Origin of the sequence: Candidatus Pantoea multigeneris (genome assembly GCF_011752615.1) — a bacterium.
Lineage (GTDB): Bacteria > Pseudomonadota > Gammaproteobacteria > Enterobacterales > Enterobacteriaceae > Pantoea > Pantoea multigeneris.
In genome coordinates, this window is the sequence record NZ_VWXF01000002.1 from 177,713 (window position 1) to 193,284 (window position 15,572).

Annotated in this window: 16 protein-coding genes and 1 pseudogene; 6 read left to right on the plus strand and 11 right to left on the minus strand. The window is 53.7% G+C overall.

Annotation, left to right across the window (positions count from 1 at the left end):
• Nucleotides 1-16 precede the first annotated feature (16 nt).
• Complete coding sequence (locus F3J40_RS06295) at nucleotides 17-733, minus strand: YggN family protein (RefSeq protein ID WP_167013036.1); 717 nt, start codon at nucleotides 731-733, stop codon at nucleotides 17-19.
• Nucleotides 734-775: 42 nt separating this feature from the next.
• Nucleotides 776-1,495 (minus strand): tRNA (guanosine(46)-N7)-methyltransferase TrmB, encoded by a 720-nt coding sequence (gene trmB, locus F3J40_RS06300; protein ID WP_017347658.1) that lies wholly within the window; start codon nucleotides 1,493-1,495, stop codon nucleotides 776-778.
• 153 nt (nucleotides 1,496-1,648) lie between these two features.
• Here trmB and mutY point away from each other — a divergent pair, with 153 nt between their 5' ends.
• From mutY to F3J40_RS06330, 6 genes are all read left to right on the plus strand, one after another.
• On the plus strand, nucleotides 1,649-2,725 hold the full coding sequence (gene mutY / locus F3J40_RS06305; protein WP_167013038.1) for an A/G-specific adenine glycosylase: 1,077 nt from the start codon (nucleotides 1,649-1,651) through the stop codon (nucleotides 2,723-2,725).
• The gene (locus tag F3J40_RS06310) at nucleotides 2,722-2,994 is read left to right on the plus strand and encodes an oxidative damage protection protein (protein WP_017347656.1); all 273 of its coding nucleotides are present in this window, start codon (nucleotides 2,722-2,724) and stop codon (nucleotides 2,992-2,994) included. Before mutY ends, F3J40_RS06310 begins: the two co-directional genes overlap by 4 nt.
• Before the next feature lie 51 nt (nucleotides 2,995-3,045).
• Nucleotides 3,046-4,125, plus strand: a complete 1,080-nt coding sequence (gene mltC / locus F3J40_RS06315) for a membrane-bound lytic murein transglycosylase MltC (RefSeq protein WP_167013040.1) — start codon at nucleotides 3,046-3,048, stop codon at nucleotides 4,123-4,125.
• Between the two features lie 144 nt (nucleotides 4,126-4,269).
• Complete coding sequence (locus tag F3J40_RS06320) at nucleotides 4,270-4,431, plus strand: hypothetical protein (RefSeq protein WP_205297232.1); 162 nt, start codon at nucleotides 4,270-4,272, stop codon at nucleotides 4,429-4,431.
• Between the two features lie 187 nt (nucleotides 4,432-4,618).
• Nucleotides 4,619-5,341, plus strand: a complete 723-nt coding sequence (locus F3J40_RS06325) for a hypothetical protein (RefSeq protein WP_167013042.1) — start codon at nucleotides 4,619-4,621, stop codon at nucleotides 5,339-5,341.
• A 2-nt stretch (nucleotides 5,342-5,343) separates the two neighbouring features.
• Complete coding sequence (locus tag F3J40_RS06330) at nucleotides 5,344-5,796, plus strand: hypothetical protein (protein ID WP_167013044.1); 453 nt, start codon at nucleotides 5,344-5,346, stop codon at nucleotides 5,794-5,796.
• Between the two features lie 95 nt (nucleotides 5,797-5,891).
• Here the strand turns inward: F3J40_RS06330 and deoD are convergent, their stop codons facing one another.
• From deoD to prfC, 9 genes and pseudogenes are all read right to left on the minus strand, one after another.
• Complete coding sequence (gene deoD, locus F3J40_RS24725) at nucleotides 5,892-6,605, minus strand: purine-nucleoside phosphorylase (RefSeq protein ID WP_017347651.1); 714 nt, start codon at nucleotides 6,603-6,605, stop codon at nucleotides 5,892-5,894.
• A gap of 33 nt (nucleotides 6,606-6,638) precedes the next feature.
• On the minus strand, nucleotides 6,639-7,871 hold the full coding sequence (gene deoB, locus F3J40_RS24730; RefSeq protein WP_205297233.1) for a phosphopentomutase: 1,233 nt from the start codon (nucleotides 7,869-7,871) through the stop codon (nucleotides 6,639-6,641).
• Between the two features lie 234 nt (nucleotides 7,872-8,105).
• Complete coding sequence (gene deoA, locus F3J40_RS06340) at nucleotides 8,106-9,428, minus strand: thymidine phosphorylase (RefSeq protein WP_167013046.1); 1,323 nt, start codon at nucleotides 9,426-9,428, stop codon at nucleotides 8,106-8,108.
• A 56-nt stretch (nucleotides 9,429-9,484) separates the two neighbouring features.
• Nucleotides 9,485-10,264: a deoxyribose-phosphate aldolase gene (deoC, locus tag F3J40_RS06345; protein ID WP_167013048.1), complete on the minus strand. Its 780-nt coding sequence runs from the start codon at nucleotides 10,262-10,264 to the stop codon at nucleotides 9,485-9,487.
• A gap of 141 nt (nucleotides 10,265-10,405) precedes the next feature.
• Nucleotides 10,406-11,179 carry a TatD family hydrolase gene (locus F3J40_RS06350; protein WP_167013050.1) on the minus strand — a complete coding sequence of 258 codons (774 nt, stop codon included), beginning with the start codon at nucleotides 11,177-11,179 and terminating at the stop codon, nucleotides 10,406-10,408.
• A pseudogene (locus F3J40_RS06355) lies at nucleotides 11,176-12,227 on the minus strand (patatin-like phospholipase family protein). The gene F3J40_RS06350 and the pseudogene F3J40_RS06355 overlap by 4 nt, the downstream one beginning before the upstream one ends.
• A 223-nt stretch (nucleotides 12,228-12,450) precedes the next feature.
• Complete coding sequence (locus F3J40_RS06360; RefSeq protein WP_167013052.1) at nucleotides 12,451-12,612, minus strand: DUF1328 domain-containing protein; 162 nt, start codon at nucleotides 12,610-12,612, stop codon at nucleotides 12,451-12,453.
• 101 nt (nucleotides 12,613-12,713) lie between these two features.
• The gene (osmY, locus tag F3J40_RS06365) at nucleotides 12,714-13,310 is read right to left on the minus strand and encodes a molecular chaperone OsmY (protein ID WP_017347644.1); all 597 of its coding nucleotides are present in this window, start codon (nucleotides 13,308-13,310) and stop codon (nucleotides 12,714-12,716) included.
• Between the two features lie 509 nt (nucleotides 13,311-13,819).
• Nucleotides 13,820-15,409 carry a peptide chain release factor 3 gene (gene prfC, locus F3J40_RS06370; protein ID WP_167013054.1) on the minus strand — a complete coding sequence of 530 codons (1,590 nt, stop codon included), beginning with the start codon at nucleotides 15,407-15,409 and terminating at the stop codon, nucleotides 13,820-13,822.
• Nucleotides 15,410-15,572: the final 163 nt, after the last annotated feature.

Consider the following 15,572-nt stretch of genomic DNA (forward strand, 5'->3'; position numbering starts at 1 on the left):
TAACGGGCCGTTGATATTATCGCGGGATAGCGCGCATCAATCCTTTGCGCTGATCTTCCAGTCGCGTCACGCGATTACACACTTCATGACCGAAATTCTGGAAATCCTGCTCCTGATTGCTCCACTCCGCCTGAATCGACTGCTGCAAGCCGCCCAGGTTACCCATAATGGCCTGGAGCGGATTATCTCCGCTGGCGGTCTGGCGAGTGCCCATCTCATTCAGGCTGTCCTGTAAAACGCCGCCCATGGTGCTCTGCACCAGGCGTTCGCCATCCGCACGCACTTGCTCAATGGCAGCGTGGTGGAACGTCAGGCCATCGCTACGCTGCTCGATGATACGATTCATCTGCTGCTTCAGCTGACCATCCAGCGTCGTTAAACGCTCACGGACGTGGCTGTTTGGCCCTAGCTTCTCGACAATCACCCGATCCAGCGCAATCCGGCCTTTCTCCAGCCGCGATTTAGCCCCGTTATCAATCCAGGGCAGATCGCGACGCAATCCATCCTGATAATCCAACGCCTGCTGACGCGCTGCCGGGCTGATGTTTACCGGCTGGCCGTTGAAGCGCACATCACCACGCGGAGAAATCTGCAAATTGCCGTTCGCGCCTACCACCTGCACGCTATCCGGTTTGATCACCACATCATCCTGTGGCTTCACCGGACACTCATATGCCGCCTGTGCCTGCGCGGCTACCAGCAGCAGGCCAACAACTAACGCTTTACGAACCATGGTCTCTCCTTTAACTCTCAGCGGTGAGCGTTAGACCTGGAATCACTTAATGCGTTCAAACATCAGATCCCAAACGCCGTGCCCAAGGCGATGGCCACGCTGCTCAAATTTGGTCAGTGGACGGCTGTCCGGGCGTGGCACATAGTCTTTCGTGGCAGACTGATTGTGATAGCCTTCAATGCTGCTCATCACTTCCAGCATGTGGGTCGCGTAATCTTCCCAGTCCGTTGCCATGTGGAATACGCCACCCAGTTTCAGCTTACGCTTCACCAGATCGGCAAAAGGCACCTGCACAATGCGGCGTTTATTGTGACGCGCTTTATGCCACGGGTCCGGGAAGAATAACTGCACCATGTTCAGTGAGTTGTCTGGAATCATTTTTTCCAGCACTTCAATCGCGTCGTGGCACATCACACGCAGGTTCTCAACACCCGCTTCTTTGGCTGAGCCTAAGCAGGCACCTACGCCTGGCAGATGCACTTCCAGCCCAAGAAAATCCTGATGCGGATTGTTCTGCGCCATGGTCACCAGAGAGGCACCCATGCCAAAACCGATCTCCAGCACCAACGGTGCCTCGCGGCCAAACAGCGCGGGAATGTCCAGCGGCTCCGACTGAAACTCTACCCCTTTTTCTGGCCAGTAGAGATCGAGCGCCTGCTGCTGCCCTTTGGTTAAGCGTCCCTGACGGCGTACAAAGCTGCGGATACGGCGTAATGGCCGCCCGTTCTCATCATATTCTGGGGTGATAACGTCATTAATCATCTTCAAGCCTGCTGGTTAACCCGATCTGGAAACGGGCATTATGCAAAGTTAATGAACAGAAGCAAGTCCTGGCACTCTTCCGGTTTACTCCTGTAGTGGTCTGTGCTGGAATGCCTGCCTGAGTGTAGATAAACCACGGAAAAATTCCTCCTTATGATGCAAGCGCCGCAGTTCGCGCAACAGGTGCTGGACTGGTATCAGCGCTTTGGCCGTAAAACCCTGCCATGGCAGCAGGAAAAAACACCGTATAAAGTCTGGCTGTCCGAAGTGATGTTGCAGCAGACCCAGGTGGCTACTGTCATTCCTTATTTTGAACGCTTTATGGCGCGTTTTCCTACTGTCACGGATTTGGCGGCAGCTCCGCTGGATGAAGTGCTGCACCTGTGGACTGGCCTTGGCTATTATGCGCGCGCGCGTAATCTGCATAAAGCGGCGAAGCAGGTGGTTGATAAGCATCAGGGCGAGTTCCCACGTAATTTTGATGATGTCGCCGCACTGCCTGGCGTTGGGCGTTCTACCGCCGGAGCTGTGCTTTCACTCTCTATGGGGCAACACTTCCCGATTCTTGATGGCAACGTAAAACGCGTGCTGGCTCGCTGCTATACCGTCGCTGGCTGGCCGGGGAAAAAGGAGGTGGAAAACCGCCTGTGGCGCATCAGTGAAGAGGTCACCCCCGCACAAGGTGTCAGCCAGTTTAATCAGGCGATGATGGATTTAGGGGCGATGGTGTGTACCCGTTCACGTCCTAAGTGTGAAATCTGTCCCCTGAGCAACGACTGTGTCGCCTATGCTAATCAGAGTTGGGCGAGCTATCCCGGTAAGAAACCGAAGCAGACGCTGCCCGAGCGCAGCGGCTGGTTCCTGATGATTCAGCATGAAGACGACGTGTGGTTGCAGCAGCGCCCACCGGTGGGCCTGTGGGGCGGACTGTTCTGCTTCCCGCAGTTCAGCACTGAGGCCGCCATGTATGACTGGCTGCACGCGCACGGCATTCATTCGCGGCCGCAGCAACTCACTGCGTTTCGCCATACCTTTAGCCATTTCCATCTCGATATCGTCCCAATGTGGCTGTCATGGCCTTCTGCCGGGTCGCTGATGGATGAAGCGGACGCGCTCTGGTATAACTTAGCGCAACCACCGTCAGTTGGGCTGGCCGCGCCGGTTGAACGTCTGTTAAATGAACTACGTCATCCCCTGCAACTGGGCATGACCGAAGAGGAAGAGTTATGAGTCGCACCATTTTCTGTACCTACCTGCAACGTGAAGCTGAAGGCCAGGATTTTCAGCTCTACCCTGGTGATATCGGCAAGCGCATCTACAACGACATCTCGAAAGAAGCCTGGTCGAAGTGGATGGCAAAACAAACCATGCTGATCAATGAAAAGAAACTCAACATGATGAACCCCGGCGACCGTAAGGTACTGGAGCAGGAGATGGTCAATTTCCTGTTCGAGGGTAAAGACGTTCACATCGATGGTTATACCCCACCCGAAGCATAATTTCTGGGCCGCAGTTTGCGGCCCTCTTTTCAGGCCAGGCACGCATTGCGAATGAATAAAAAACTGATTGCTTTGATGGTCATTGCCCCTTTACTGGTTTCCTGTTCTGGCAACAAAAAACCTAAATACAGTGAAGAGTGGGTCAAGGATACCAACGGCTTCGATATCCTGATGGGCCAGTTCGCCCACAACATTGAGAATATCTGGGGGATTAACGAAGTCCTGATCGCCGGACCAAAAGACTACGTTAAGTACTCTGATAACTATTACACCCGCAGCCACATTAACTTTGAGTCGGGTAGCATCACCATTGAGACTATTTCCGGCACTGACCCGATGGCCAGCCTGCGTCAGGCAATTGTCACCACCTTGCTGATTGGTGATAACCCCGGCAACGTTGACCTCTATTCAGACGCCAACGATATTCAGATCAGTAAAGAGCCGATGCTGTATGGCGAAGTGTTGGATAACACCGGCCAGCCGATTCGCTGGCAGGGGCGAGCCGCCAACTTTGCTGACTATTTGATTCAGAACAAGCTACAACGCCGCACCGTTGGGCTGCATGTGATCTACTCCGTCACCATTGCGATGGTGCCAAACCACCTTGATAAGCGAGCACACCGATACCTGCCGCTGGTGCGTAAAGCCGCCGAGCAGTATGGCGTTGATGCCTCGCTGATTCTGGCGATTATGCAGGTGGAATCGAGCTTTAACCCCTATGCGGTCAGCAATGCCGATGCGCTGGGGCTGATGCAGGTGGTGCAGCATACCGCGGGCGTTGATGTGTTCCGCATGAAAGGCAAATGGGGCCAGCCAAGTCGTAGCTATCTGCTCGATCCGGCCAATAACATTGATGCCGGTGCTGCCTATCTTTCGCTGCTGCAAAATAGCTATCTGAGCGGCATTCAGGACCCAACCTCACGACGCTTCGCGATGATCACCGCCTACAACGGCGGCGCAGGCAGCGTGCTGCGCGTGTTCTCCAGCGATAAAGCGCAGGCGTTTGCGACCATTAACAACATGCCGCCAGGAGCGGTGTATCAAACCCTGATTAATCAGCACCCTTCCGCTGAATCACGCCGTTACTTGTCTAAAGTCACCAGCGCACAGCGCAGTTATCACCGCTATTAATTATTCCTCCCCCCATTTCGCCAGGCGCGAAATGGGGCCAAGACCCGTCTTTTTTCAGCCGTTCTTACGCGTTCCGCTAATGTATATGTCTGTTTTTATTGATAATGTTTGTATCTTTAATCGCCGAGGAACAAACAGCGACTGATGACTATTGCAGAGCAACTAAAACAGGAAGGTAAACAGGAAGCTTGTGAAGAAACAGTCGAAAAGATAGTGCTGCGACTTTTACTACAAGGTATGGATATCCGCACCATCCAGGACCTTATTGGCCTCTCAGACAGCGATATCGAAAAGATTAAGCACTGATGACTATTGCCGAACAACTCATTGCGGAAGGTTATAGAGAAGGTCTTGAGTTTGCCCAATAGAATCAGCCGTCGCCACCTGCCATGTCCGGCTCCGGCTCCGGCTCCGGCGTGGCGAACTTACCCTGTATCACCCCACAGACTAAATTCTCAGCCTTGTGCTGCGTGAATGATTAAAGGAAACGCAAATGGATACTTCTCTATTAAACTCAGTAAACAGTCATGGACGTGAGCAGTTTGAATCTGTTTTAAATGCGCTTCAGGGAGACATATCTGCTGCCGCTGCGCGCCTATTAATTGATCCTCGTTTACGTCTGGAGTATGCAAAACGCATTAAAGAGATGGCTGAAGATCTCCGATCAAGAGCAAACATTGGCCTCATCAGCTGGGAGCAGGCCGCGAAGCAAGCTCAGGAAACACGTAATTTGATCATGGATTTGGTCCGAACCCGGAGTACCCCTCTCGGACGTGCAATGGCTCAACAGATGAAGTCTTCAGGTAAAACACTTAATGAATTAGTGGCTAAAAAAGCCCTCTCTCTGTTCGGACCAAGTGCAAATTTCAATCTGCTCTCCCAGACTCAGAAAAATCAGGTCTATGCCAGTATCGTTGAATCTGCGGGTAGATCAAATCCCCAGGTTAATCTCAGAATGCTCAAGCTCTCTCGGTTGGGAAAGGGGCTTGTCGTCCTTTCAATCGCTGTATCCCTGTACGAAATTTATGCGTCTGATGATAAGGTCAAAGAAACGGGACGCCAGTTGGCAATCAATAGCGCTGGTATTGCAGGCGGTGCCACTGGAGGCATGGTTGCGGGACTAATATGTGGCCCAGGAGCACCCGTTTGTGTTCTCATCGGTGGGTTTATCGGTGGTGCGCTAGCCGCATGGGAAATGGGGTATTTTTGGAGATAATTATGCAACAGCTCAGCACATTGTCCCTTGTTGAACACTTCGGGCAAACCGAGTTTTCGCAGGCGAGATCAGAGATTTATTTTAACGGCAGATCCTCTGGCATACTGGTATCGGGAAAGATACTGGAAGCGGCTTTTAGTACAGATGATGACAGATGTTTAATCTTTACCACTGATGACATCCTGTTTGAAGAGTCTCTGACCATTGCCTTGGTCAGCCGTGAGCAAGGGGTGATTGATATTGCCCATGTTGGTGGTGAATACGTTTCAGGCGTATTTAAAAATGCCGTTTCAGAGGGGGACGTTGTTCACTTTCAGTTCATAGATGGTGTCAGATGGACAATAAAAATTTCCAGTACACCCCATTTTCGTATTCCTTTCCTGTCTGATCCGCGTGGCGTGCAGCGCCCTTCTGGATTAAAAACCTATATGACTTTTTCGACAGTTCCATTGTGATCGTCAGAAAATACCACTACACAATGAGCCATATTTTTTCAAAAAACCCCGCAATCAGCGAAGATCACGGGGTTTTTACCGCTCACAAGGCGTGATTAGTCGCCCAGCAGCACCGACTCCAGCGCGATTTTAATCATATCGTTGAAGGTGGTCTGGCGTTCTGCTGCCGTGGTCTGCTCGTGGGTGCGGATGTGATCCGACACGGTGCAGATGGTCAGGGCTTTAGCACCGAACTCAGCAGCAACACCGTAGATGCCCGCTGCTTCCATTTCGACGCCGAGGATGCCGTACTTCTCCATCACGTCGAACATCTCTGGGTCCGGGCTGTAGAACAGATCGGCAGAGAACAGGTTGCCCACGCGTGCATCAACGCCCAGGGTTTTAGCCGCATCCACCGCGTGACGCACCATATCGAAATCGGCAATGGCTGCGAAATCGTGGTCTTTGAAACGCATACGGTTCACTTTGGAATCGGTGCAGGCACCCAGACCGATCACGACGTCACGCAGTTTCACGTCAGCGCGTACTGCGCCACAAGAACCCACGCGAATGATCTTCTTCACGCCGAAATCGGTGATCAGCTCTTTGGTGTAGATTGAGCAAGATGGGATGCCCATACCGTGGCCCATCACCGAGATTTTACGGCCCTTGTAAGTTCCGGTGTAACCCAACATGCCGCGCACGTTGTTCACTTCAACCGCATCTTCCAGGAAAGTTTCTGCGATGTGCTTAGCACGCAGGGGATCGCCAGGCATCAGTACTACGTCCGCGAAGTCACCCAGTTCTGCATTAATGTGCGGAGTTGCCATTGTATTGTTCCTTATAAAAATTGGTGGGCTGTTTTACAGCATGTTGGTGCCGTAGTCCATCGCGGACAGGCCAAAGTAGTGCGCAACGGTCTGGCCGATATCCGCAAACGTCTCGCGCTCTCCCAGCGATCCGGGTTTTACCTGCGGACCGTAGATCAGCACAGGAACGTGCTCACGCGTATGCTCGGTGCCCGGCCAGCTTGGATCACAGCCGTGATCGGCGGTGAGGATTAAAATATCCCCCTCTTTTACCAGCGCCATCAGCTCTGGCAAGCGACGATCGAACAGCTCTAACCCACCCGCATAGCCTGGTACATCGCGGCGATGGCCCCATGCGGAGTCAAAATCCACGAAGTTGGTGAAGACAATCGACTGATCCGGTGCCGTTTTCATCTCGGCAATGGTGGCGTCAAACAGCGCATCCAGCCCGGTGGCTTTCACCTTTTTGGTGATACCCTGCTCGGCATAGATATCGGCAATTTTCCCCACCGAGATCACCTCGCCCCCCTGCTCATCAACCAGCTTCTTCATCATGGTAGGCGAGTGTGGCTCAATCGCCAGATCGTGGCGATTTCCGGTGCGCTGGAAATCATGGGCGCCGGTGCCCACAAATGGACGAGCAATGACACGGCCAATCAAGCCATACTCCGCTTCGTCACGCGTCAGAATTTCACGCGCCAGCTCGCACAGTGCATACAAACGATCGAGGCCAAACGTCTCTTCGTGGCAGGCAATCTGGAACACCGAATCGGCAGAGGTATAGAAAATCGGCTTACCGGTTTTCATATGCTCTTCGCCCAGTTGCTCCAGAATCACCGTACCGGAAGCGTGACAGTCACCGAGATAGCCCGGTAATTCTGCCCGCTCGACCAACTCATCCAGCAGTTTTTGCGGGAAGCTGTTTTGTTTATCACTGAAGTAACCCCAGTCAAACAGCGCCGGAACACCGGCAATTTCCCAGTGTCCAGAAGGGGTGTCCTTGCCGGAGGAGATCTCACGGGCATAAGCATAAGCCCCTTTGATTTCAGCCTGTGCATCCATGCCCGCCGGGATTTTTCCGGTGGAGAGCTCAGCGGCTTTCGCCAACCCGAGAGAAGTCAGATTAGGCAGGTGTAGCGGCCCCTGACGCCCCACATTCGCTTGCCCGTCAAAACAGGCTTGCGCAATGTGTCCAAGCGTATCGGAACCTTCATCGCCGAACTTAGCGGCGTCTTTGCTGGAGCCGATTCCAAAGGAATCGAGCACCATGATAAAAGCACGTTTCATGCAAGTCTCCTGCGCGACCGCGCGTGACAAGTCAAAAAAAAGCGATCAGATCAGTATACCCGAATGGCTGTTGCCTGGCACGCTCCCCGCTTAAGTCAGGGCGCCGCTGCACCTCATTAACCGGATGAAACTGACGCTAACCGGCTGAGTTCAAAGGTGTTCCTGCGTTAGCAAACCACGATGGATTTTCTTAGTTAGCGTCACCTCAGCGGATGAGGCTTAAACACCAGCCCGTCAGGCTGTAATTCGGCGATAGATGATCGGCTGTGCGGCTAATGGCTGCTCGCTCAGCTTCACAGCCGCTTTCACCGCACGCGCTGCGTCATGCCAGGCGTTTTCGCTGGCGGCATGGATCACGGCCAGCGGCCTCTGGTTATCTGCGCGTTCACCCAGCGTAATGATGTCACTCAGGCCCACGCTGTAATCGATGCTATCGCTGGCGCGCTGGCGGCCACCGCCGAGCGCCACAATCGCCATACCCAGCGCACGGGTGTCCATGCCGGAGACAATACCGGGCACATCGGCGTACACCGCTTTGCTCATTACCGGTGCCGGCAAATAGCTGTCGATACGCTCAATAAAGTCACTTGGGCCTTTCTGCGCCGCCACCATTTGTGCAAACACTTCCGCTGCGCGGCCATTATCCAGCACCTGTTGCAGCTGAGATCGCGCCTGCTGCTCATTCGCTGCCAGGCCACCCGAAATCAGCATTTCACTGCTCAGTGCCAGAGTGACTTCAGCCAAGCGAGGATTGCGGTAATCTCCGGTAAGAAACGCAACTGCTTCCCGCACTTCCAGTGCATTACCGGCACTCGAAGCCAGCACCTGATTCATGTCCGTGAGCAGTGCGGTGGTTTTACAGCCCGCACCGTTCGCCACGCCCACAATCGCCTGCGCCAACTGTTCGGAGGAGGCAAAGTCAGGCATAAACGCGCCCGAGCCAACCTTCACATCCATCACCAGCGCATCCAGCCCTTCGGCCAGTTTTTTCGCGAGAATGGACGCGGTGATCAGGGGAATAGAATCCACCGTGGCGGTGATATCACGCGTCGCGTAAAAACGTTTATCCGCTGGAGCCAGCGAGTTGGTCTGCCCGATGATGGCAATCCCGGTTTGCTGAATGATCTGGCGAAAACGTTCATCGCTGGGGAAGATATCAAACCCAGGAATCGCTTCCAGCTTATCCAGCGTGCCGCCGGTGTGGCCCAAACCACGACCCGAGATCATGGGCACGTAGCCACCACAGGCTGCGACCATCGGCCCGAGCATCAGTGAAGTGACATCACCTACGCCACCCGTTGAGTGCTTATCCACGACCGGCCCGTTCAGGTGGAGGGATTGCCAGTTCAGCACCTGGCCGGAGTCACGCATCGCCATCGTCAATGCGACCCGCTCTTCCAGATTCATATCGTGGAAAAAGATGGTCATCGCCAGCGCGGCGATCTGTCCTTCTGAAACGCTGTTATCACGCACGCCGTTAATAAAGAAGCGAATTTCGGCTTCACTTAATGGCTGTCCGTCGCGTTTTTTCCGAATAATTTCTTGCGGCAGGAACAAGGTTGCCCCCTGGTTGCAAAGGAGAGGTTGGCGCGGCACGGTTGCCGCGCCGTCAATCAGTAGCCGCTCTGAGCGGTTTCGGTGGCGACACCCAATGTCTTGAGCAAGCTACCCAACAGGCTGGAAGCGCCAAAGCGGAAGTGACGTGCATCTGCCCATTCGCTGCCAAGGATACGATCGGCCAGTTGCAGGTAGAGTGCGGCATCTTCTGCGGTACGCACGCCGCCAGCAGGCTTAAAGCCGACCTGCTGCGCTACACCTTTATCACGGATCACCGTCAGCATGATTTCTGCCACTTCTGGCGTCGCGTTAACCGGCACTTTACCGGTAGAGGTTTTGATAAAATCAGCGCCTGCTTCAATCGCGATTTCGGACGCCTGACGAATCAGCGCCTCCTGCTTCAGCTCGCCGCTTTCAATGATCACTTTCAGCAGTACGCCCGCTTCGGCACAGGCGGTTTTGCAGGCGCTCACCAGATCGAAACCGATCTGCGTGTTACCGGCAATCAGGGCGCGATACGGGAACACCACATCCACTTCATCGGCACCATAGGCGATCGCCGCGCGGGTTTCGGCCAGCGCAATCTCAAGGTCATCGTTGCCGTGGGGGAAGTTGGTGACGGTGGCAATACGAATCTCCGGCGTCCCCTGCTCACGCAGCACTTTACGCGCATGGGGAATAAAGCGTGGATAGATGCAGATTGCAGCGGTATTGCCGACCACGGATTTGGCCTGATGGCACAGCGCCGTCACCTTTTCGTCGGTGTCGTCGTCATTCAGGGTGGTCAAATCCATCAGTTGCAGGGCGCGGCGCGCCGCAGCGGTAATATCAGTCATGAAACTCTCCACAGAGCAGAACGAGATGTGATAATTCTAACAATTTTACGCCGACATTTTGCGATCATAATCACATGAGACGGTAAATCAGCGTAATATGATTCAATTATATGTGATTTTTATCACAACCCATCGCACTTTTCATGACAGCGTAAACAACCGCTGGCTGTTATGCCACAACGCCTCGGCAATCACCTCAGGGGCTTCCGGGCGCAGCTCACACAGCGTTTGCCACACATTGCGCGCCCGTTCAGGCCGGTTAGGCTCCCCCTGGAAGCCATTCAGCGGCATGTCTGGTGCATCGGTTTCCAGCAACAGGGCTGAGAGCGGCAACTGCGCAATCGTCTGACGGGTTTTACTGGCACGTTCATAAGTGATGGTGCCCCCTACCCCGATGGCATACCCCAGTTTGATAAAGGCCTGAGCCTGTTGCAGACTGCCCGCAAAACCGTGCACCACACCACAACGCGCAACCTGGTGGCGGCGCAGTAACAACGCCAACTGATCGTGCGTGCGGCGCGAGTGCAAAATCAGCGGCAAATCATACTTTTTCGCCAGTTTTAGCTGCGCTTCGAGCAGCCATTTCTGCCGCTCAAACTGCGGCTCCGGCATATAAAGATCCAGCCCAACTTCACCAATCGCTACCCGTTTGCTGTCGGGGGATTGCAAACAGGTCTCCAGCGCATCGAGGTCGCTGTCCTGATGGCGCGCAATCGCAATTGGATGCAGTCCCAACGCGGCGTACAGCGCATCATGCTGCTGCGCTAGCTGGCTGACCGTGGCAAAACGGCTGGCCTCAACTGCCGGGATAATAATCCGCTCCACGCCGGCGGCGGCGGCCCGGGCGATGCTGCCAGCGACATCATCGATAAACGGGGGAAAATCAAAATGGCAATGGGTGTCGATAAACTTCATGCTAACGACCCTGCATCATAATCGGCATCGTTATCCGCCACTTCCGGCGTCATAATTGGCCGATTATCCGGTGCATTAGCCACGGGCGCAGGCGGTGTGACTCGCACTGGCGAGGCGATTTCCGCATCGCTTAACCACTGTCCCATAGTCGCGAGGAAATAGCGTCCACAGCGCCGCCCCAGATGGTAGTCATGATTGAGCGCGTTCACACGGCTACCCAGCGCACTGCTGGCCAACGGGTGCGGCGGATAGATCTCAATAATGCGCAGATTCTCCGGCGGGTCTTCAATGAACTGCTGAATCTCACGGTAGCTCTCTTCATGCTGCTGCACGATGCGCACCATCGGTTGCAGCATGCTGCTCTCTAGCCAACGTTCCATCCGCTTAAACCATTTGGGCGTATAAAACGTTTGGGAAGGGACGGTTCTGATCACCACGATGGTATCTGCACCACGTCGCGCCGCCTCTCGCACCGGAATCGCATCGCTAATCCCACCATCCAGGTAATTCACGCCCTCTAGCTCAACGCCTGAACGGTAAAAACCGGGAATCGCACTGGAAGCGCGGATGTAATCCAGCCAGTTTCCCTGATGCGGCGAGAAGTAAGCTGGCGTGTAATCATCGCTGCGACAGGCGCACATGTAGAACTCGCGCCCCGCATCAAAATGGCCGTGTGCCACATCCACTGCCAGCGGTAGCTCACTGCTGGTGATATCCACCAACCAGTCGAGATCGATCAGATGACCACCGCGTACAAAACGCAGGGGATCGAAAAAAAGTTTGTTAGTGGTGTAACGCGTAATCACGCGCCGGGCATAGCCTTTTTGGCCACAGACAAAGGCCGAGAGATTTTGTGCGCCAGCGGAAGTGCCAATGAACAGGGAAAAGGGATTAAATTTTTCGCGCTGAAATTCATCCAGCACCCCGGGGCGGTGAAAATACCGCGCTGCCCACCGCCTTCACACACCAACGCTATTTTTCTGGCTTTAAACGGCAACAGCGCCAGAGGCTCAATAGCCCCCAGCGTCACTGGAATGCGAGTACCCAAGATCATCCCCTAATCGTGCGGGCTCTCTCGGGGATACTGATAACGGATTAGATGAGGTTAAGCATCCCGGAGAACCAGTTATTTAATCCCTCAGACCGGAAACCGCGCAAGAGCGCGCGGTTTTCCATCGCAGCCAACAGCGTAACGGCCTTGTTACTTGATATGTGGCTGCCGATAACTGGTCTCCGCTGTATGCTTAATGCAGTGGAGCTGTCGTGGTTAGTCAGAGTCTTTTACGCCCGGTAAACAGGCTAACAAGGAATATGATAATACCGACCACAAAGACAAGTTTAGCTGCCCATGCTGCTGTACCCGCCAGTCCGCCGAATCCTAATGCCGCAGCGATGAGAGCGATAACCAAAAAGATAATACCCCAACGAAACATAAGCTTCTCCTTAACCTATTGGAATTGAATTGCTTATTCCATCCCCGACATGGGTTTTCTGTAATGGTGCGCCAGTCAGAACCCGGCGCACCTGCACACCGTTAAGATTTCACCGTCAGGTCATTTTTAACGCTTTTCACGCCTTCAATGGCCTTGGCAATGCTTTCTGCACGGTCCGACTGTGCTTTGGTAGTAACAGTACCTGACAACTGTACGACTCCATCGGTGGTTTCAACTTTGATGTTGCGTGATGGAACGATGTCATCAGCTAAAAGTTTAGCCTTTATTTCGCTGGTTGTTGCGGCATCACCCGCATAACCTTTCAACGAGGACGATTTACTGTCACGCACGTGAAGTTTGTCGCTAACTGATTTCACGCCCTCAACTTTTTGCGCTACGGCTACCGCCGCTTCTGCCTGGCTTTGAGAGGTCACAAAACCGCTCAGGGTCACCACACCTTTTTCTGTGGCGACTGAAATGTCCGTGCTTTTAATCGCATTGTCATCGACCAGCGCGGCTTTAACTTTTGCGGTGACAGAGCTGTCACCCATAAAGCTGCTGACTTTATTCGCTGAACTATCGATTTTATTTCCCAGTGAGCTAGAGGTGGATTCGGTTGCTGCCAGCGCACTTCCGCTCAGCAATGCACTACCTACCATCACGGCCATCAGAGTCTGAGTAATTTTGGTCTTATTCATCGATAAATTCCTTCTGTCAGTGTTATTGGCTTTCAAGCTGAAAGCGGCAGCAACAAACGGCGTCACTGCGTTACTGGACGGCAGCGTTTTTGCCGTCCGACAGAACTAATCATAGATGCTATTGGTGTTTTTGCTGGCTGGAGTGGTTGAAAACTCGCCAAAAAAGGGAAAATGCAGCGGTTTTAGGAACAGTCTGTATCGGAATAAAAACGGGCCATTCATTACTGAATGGCCCGTTACGCCTGGCTTTGACACCCATCACACCAGCCGATTTATTTACGTCTTAACGCGCAAATATCATCAGCCCAAATCATTCATGTCACAGGAAGGCGGCTACGCCAACGCTGCTTTTCCAGTCATTTATGCCTTTACGCACAAATATCATCAGCCTAAATCATTCGTGTCACAGGAAGGCGGCTCCGCAGCGAATCCCCGGGAGCATACTTTAGTATGTGACCGGGGTGAGCGAGGACAGCCAACGCACCTGTGGCGCGAAGGATGACGGCTGATTAGTGTTCACGGGTTTTGCGGAACACAACTTCTGGATAGCGTTCCTGGGTGATGTTCAGGTTCACCATCGTTGGCGCGATGTAGGTCAGGTTATCGCCGCCATCCAGCGCGAGGTTAACCTCGTTTTTACGCTGGAACTCGTCGAATTTCTTCGCATCGCTGCACTCAACCCAACGTGCGGTTGAAACGTTGATCGCTTCATAAATCGCTTCAACGTTGTATTCGCTTTTCAGACGCGCCACGACCACATCAAACTGCAGCACCCCGACGGCCCCAACGATCAGATCGTTGTTGTGTACCGGACGGAATACCTGAACCGCACCCTCTTCCGACAGCTGTACCAACCCTTTCAGCAGCTGTTTCTGCTTGAGAGGATCGCGCAGGCGGATACGACGGAACAGCTCTGGGGCGAAGTTCGGAATACCGGTGAACTTCATGTTCTCACCCTGGGTGAAGGTATCGCCGATCTGAATGGTGCCGTGGTTATGCAGACCGATGATGTCGCCAGGGTAAGCTTCTTCAACGTGGGAACGGTCGCCAGCCATAAAGGTCAGCGCGTCAGAGATCACCACGTCTTTACCGGTACGCACCTGGCGCAGCTTCATGCCTTTTTCATATTTACCTGACACTACACGCATAAACGCTACGCGGTCGCGGTGTTTCGGGTCCATATTGGCCTGAATTTTGAACACGAAACCAGAGAACTTCTCCTCTTTCGCTTCAACGGTACGCGAATCAGTTACGCGTGGCATCGGGGTTGGCGCCCAGTCAACCAGGCCATCCAGCATATGATCAACACCGAAGTTACCCAATGCGGTTCCAAAGAATACCGGGGTAATTTCGCCGCTCAGGAACAGGTCGTGATCAAACTCATGGGAAGCACCCTGCACCAGTTCCAGCTCATCACGCAGCTGGCTAGCCAGTTCTTCACCCACGGCAGCATCGAGATCCGGGTTATTCAGCCCCTTAACGATACGCACTTCCTGAATGGTGTGACCTTTACCGGTCTGATAAAGATAGGTTTCATCTTTGTAGAGGTGGTAAACCCCTTTGAACAGCTTGCCGCAGCCGATAGGCCAGGTGATTGGCGCGCAGGCGATCTTCAGCTCGCTTTCAACTTCATCCAGCAGCTCCATCGGATCGCGGATGTCGCGGTCAAGTTTGTTCATAAAGGTGATGATCGGGGTATCGCGCAGACGGGTAACTTCCATCAGCTTACGGGTACGATCTTCGACGCCTTTCGCGGCATCGATCACCATCAGGCAGCAGTCAACCGCCGTTAAGGTACGGTAGGTATCTTCGGAGAAGTCTTCGTGCCCTGGGGTATCCAGCAGGTTGACCAGGCTGTCACGATACGGGAACTGCATCACCGAGGTGGTAATCGAGATCCCACGCTGTTTCTCCATCTCCATCCAGTCAGATTTTGCATGCTGGTTGGATCCACGGCCTTTTACCGTTCCGGCGGTCTGAATCGCCTGTCCGAACAGGAGCACCTTCTCGGTGATGGTGGTCTTACCGGCATCCGGGTGCGAGATGATCGCGAAGGTGCGGCGGCGAGCCACCTCTTCTAAAAAGAGAGCAATAGACATCAGTGAGTTCTTCAGTTGGGGCAGCGCCGCAGGCGGCACTGCTGATAATTCACGTAGCCGGTATGACGAACCGACAGGAGCACGGGCGCGCTCACCCAGCTGCCCGGCACAATTGAGGCGGCATATGATACAAGATTTAGTGCCGGATCACTATGACGTTAAA

Excerpts from the sequence above, each read along its gene's own strand:
- F3J40_RS06295 (WP_167013036.1), bottom strand. The coding sequence starts at position 733 with ATGGTTCGTAAAGCGTTAGTTGTTGGCCTGCTGCTGGTAGCCGCGCAG.
- trmB (WP_017347658.1), bottom strand. The coding sequence starts at position 1,495 with ATGATTAATGACGTTATCACCCCAGAATATGATGAGAACGGGCGGCCA.
- mutY (WP_167013038.1), top strand. The coding sequence starts at position 1,649 with ATGATGCAAGCGCCGCAGTTCGCGCAACAGGTGCTGGACTGGTATCAG.
- F3J40_RS06310 (WP_017347656.1), top strand. The coding sequence starts at position 2,722 with ATGAGTCGCACCATTTTCTGTACCTACCTGCAACGTGAAGCTGAAGGC.
- mltC (WP_167013040.1), top strand. The coding sequence starts at position 3,046 with ATGAATAAAAAACTGATTGCTTTGATGGTCATTGCCCCTTTACTGGTT.
- F3J40_RS06320 (WP_205297232.1), top strand. The coding sequence starts at position 4,270 with ATGACTATTGCAGAGCAACTAAAACAGGAAGGTAAACAGGAAGCTTGT.
- F3J40_RS06325 (WP_167013042.1), top strand. The coding sequence starts at position 4,619 with ATGGATACTTCTCTATTAAACTCAGTAAACAGTCATGGACGTGAGCAG.
- F3J40_RS06330 (WP_167013044.1), top strand. The coding sequence starts at position 5,344 with ATGCAACAGCTCAGCACATTGTCCCTTGTTGAACACTTCGGGCAAACC.
- deoD (WP_017347651.1), bottom strand. The coding sequence starts at position 6,605 with ATGGCAACTCCGCACATTAATGCAGAACTGGGTGACTTCGCGGACGTA.
- deoB (WP_205297233.1), bottom strand. The coding sequence starts at position 7,871 with ATGAAACGTGCTTTTATCATGGTGCTCGATTCCTTTGGAATCGGCTCC.
- deoC (WP_167013048.1), bottom strand. The coding sequence starts at position 10,264 with ATGACTGATATTACCGCTGCGGCGCGCCGCGCCCTGCAACTGATGGAT.
- F3J40_RS06350 (WP_167013050.1), bottom strand. The coding sequence starts at position 11,179 with ATGAAGTTTATCGACACCCATTGCCATTTTGATTTTCCCCCGTTTATC.
- F3J40_RS06360 (WP_167013052.1), bottom strand. The coding sequence starts at position 12,612 with ATGTTTCGTTGGGGTATTATCTTTTTGGTTATCGCTCTCATCGCTGCG.
- osmY (WP_017347644.1), bottom strand. The coding sequence starts at position 13,310 with ATGAATAAGACCAAAATTACTCAGACTCTGATGGCCGTGATGGTAGGT.
- prfC (WP_167013054.1), bottom strand. The coding sequence starts at position 15,409 with ATGTCTATTGCTCTCTTTTTAGAAGAGGTGGCTCGCCGCCGCACCTTC.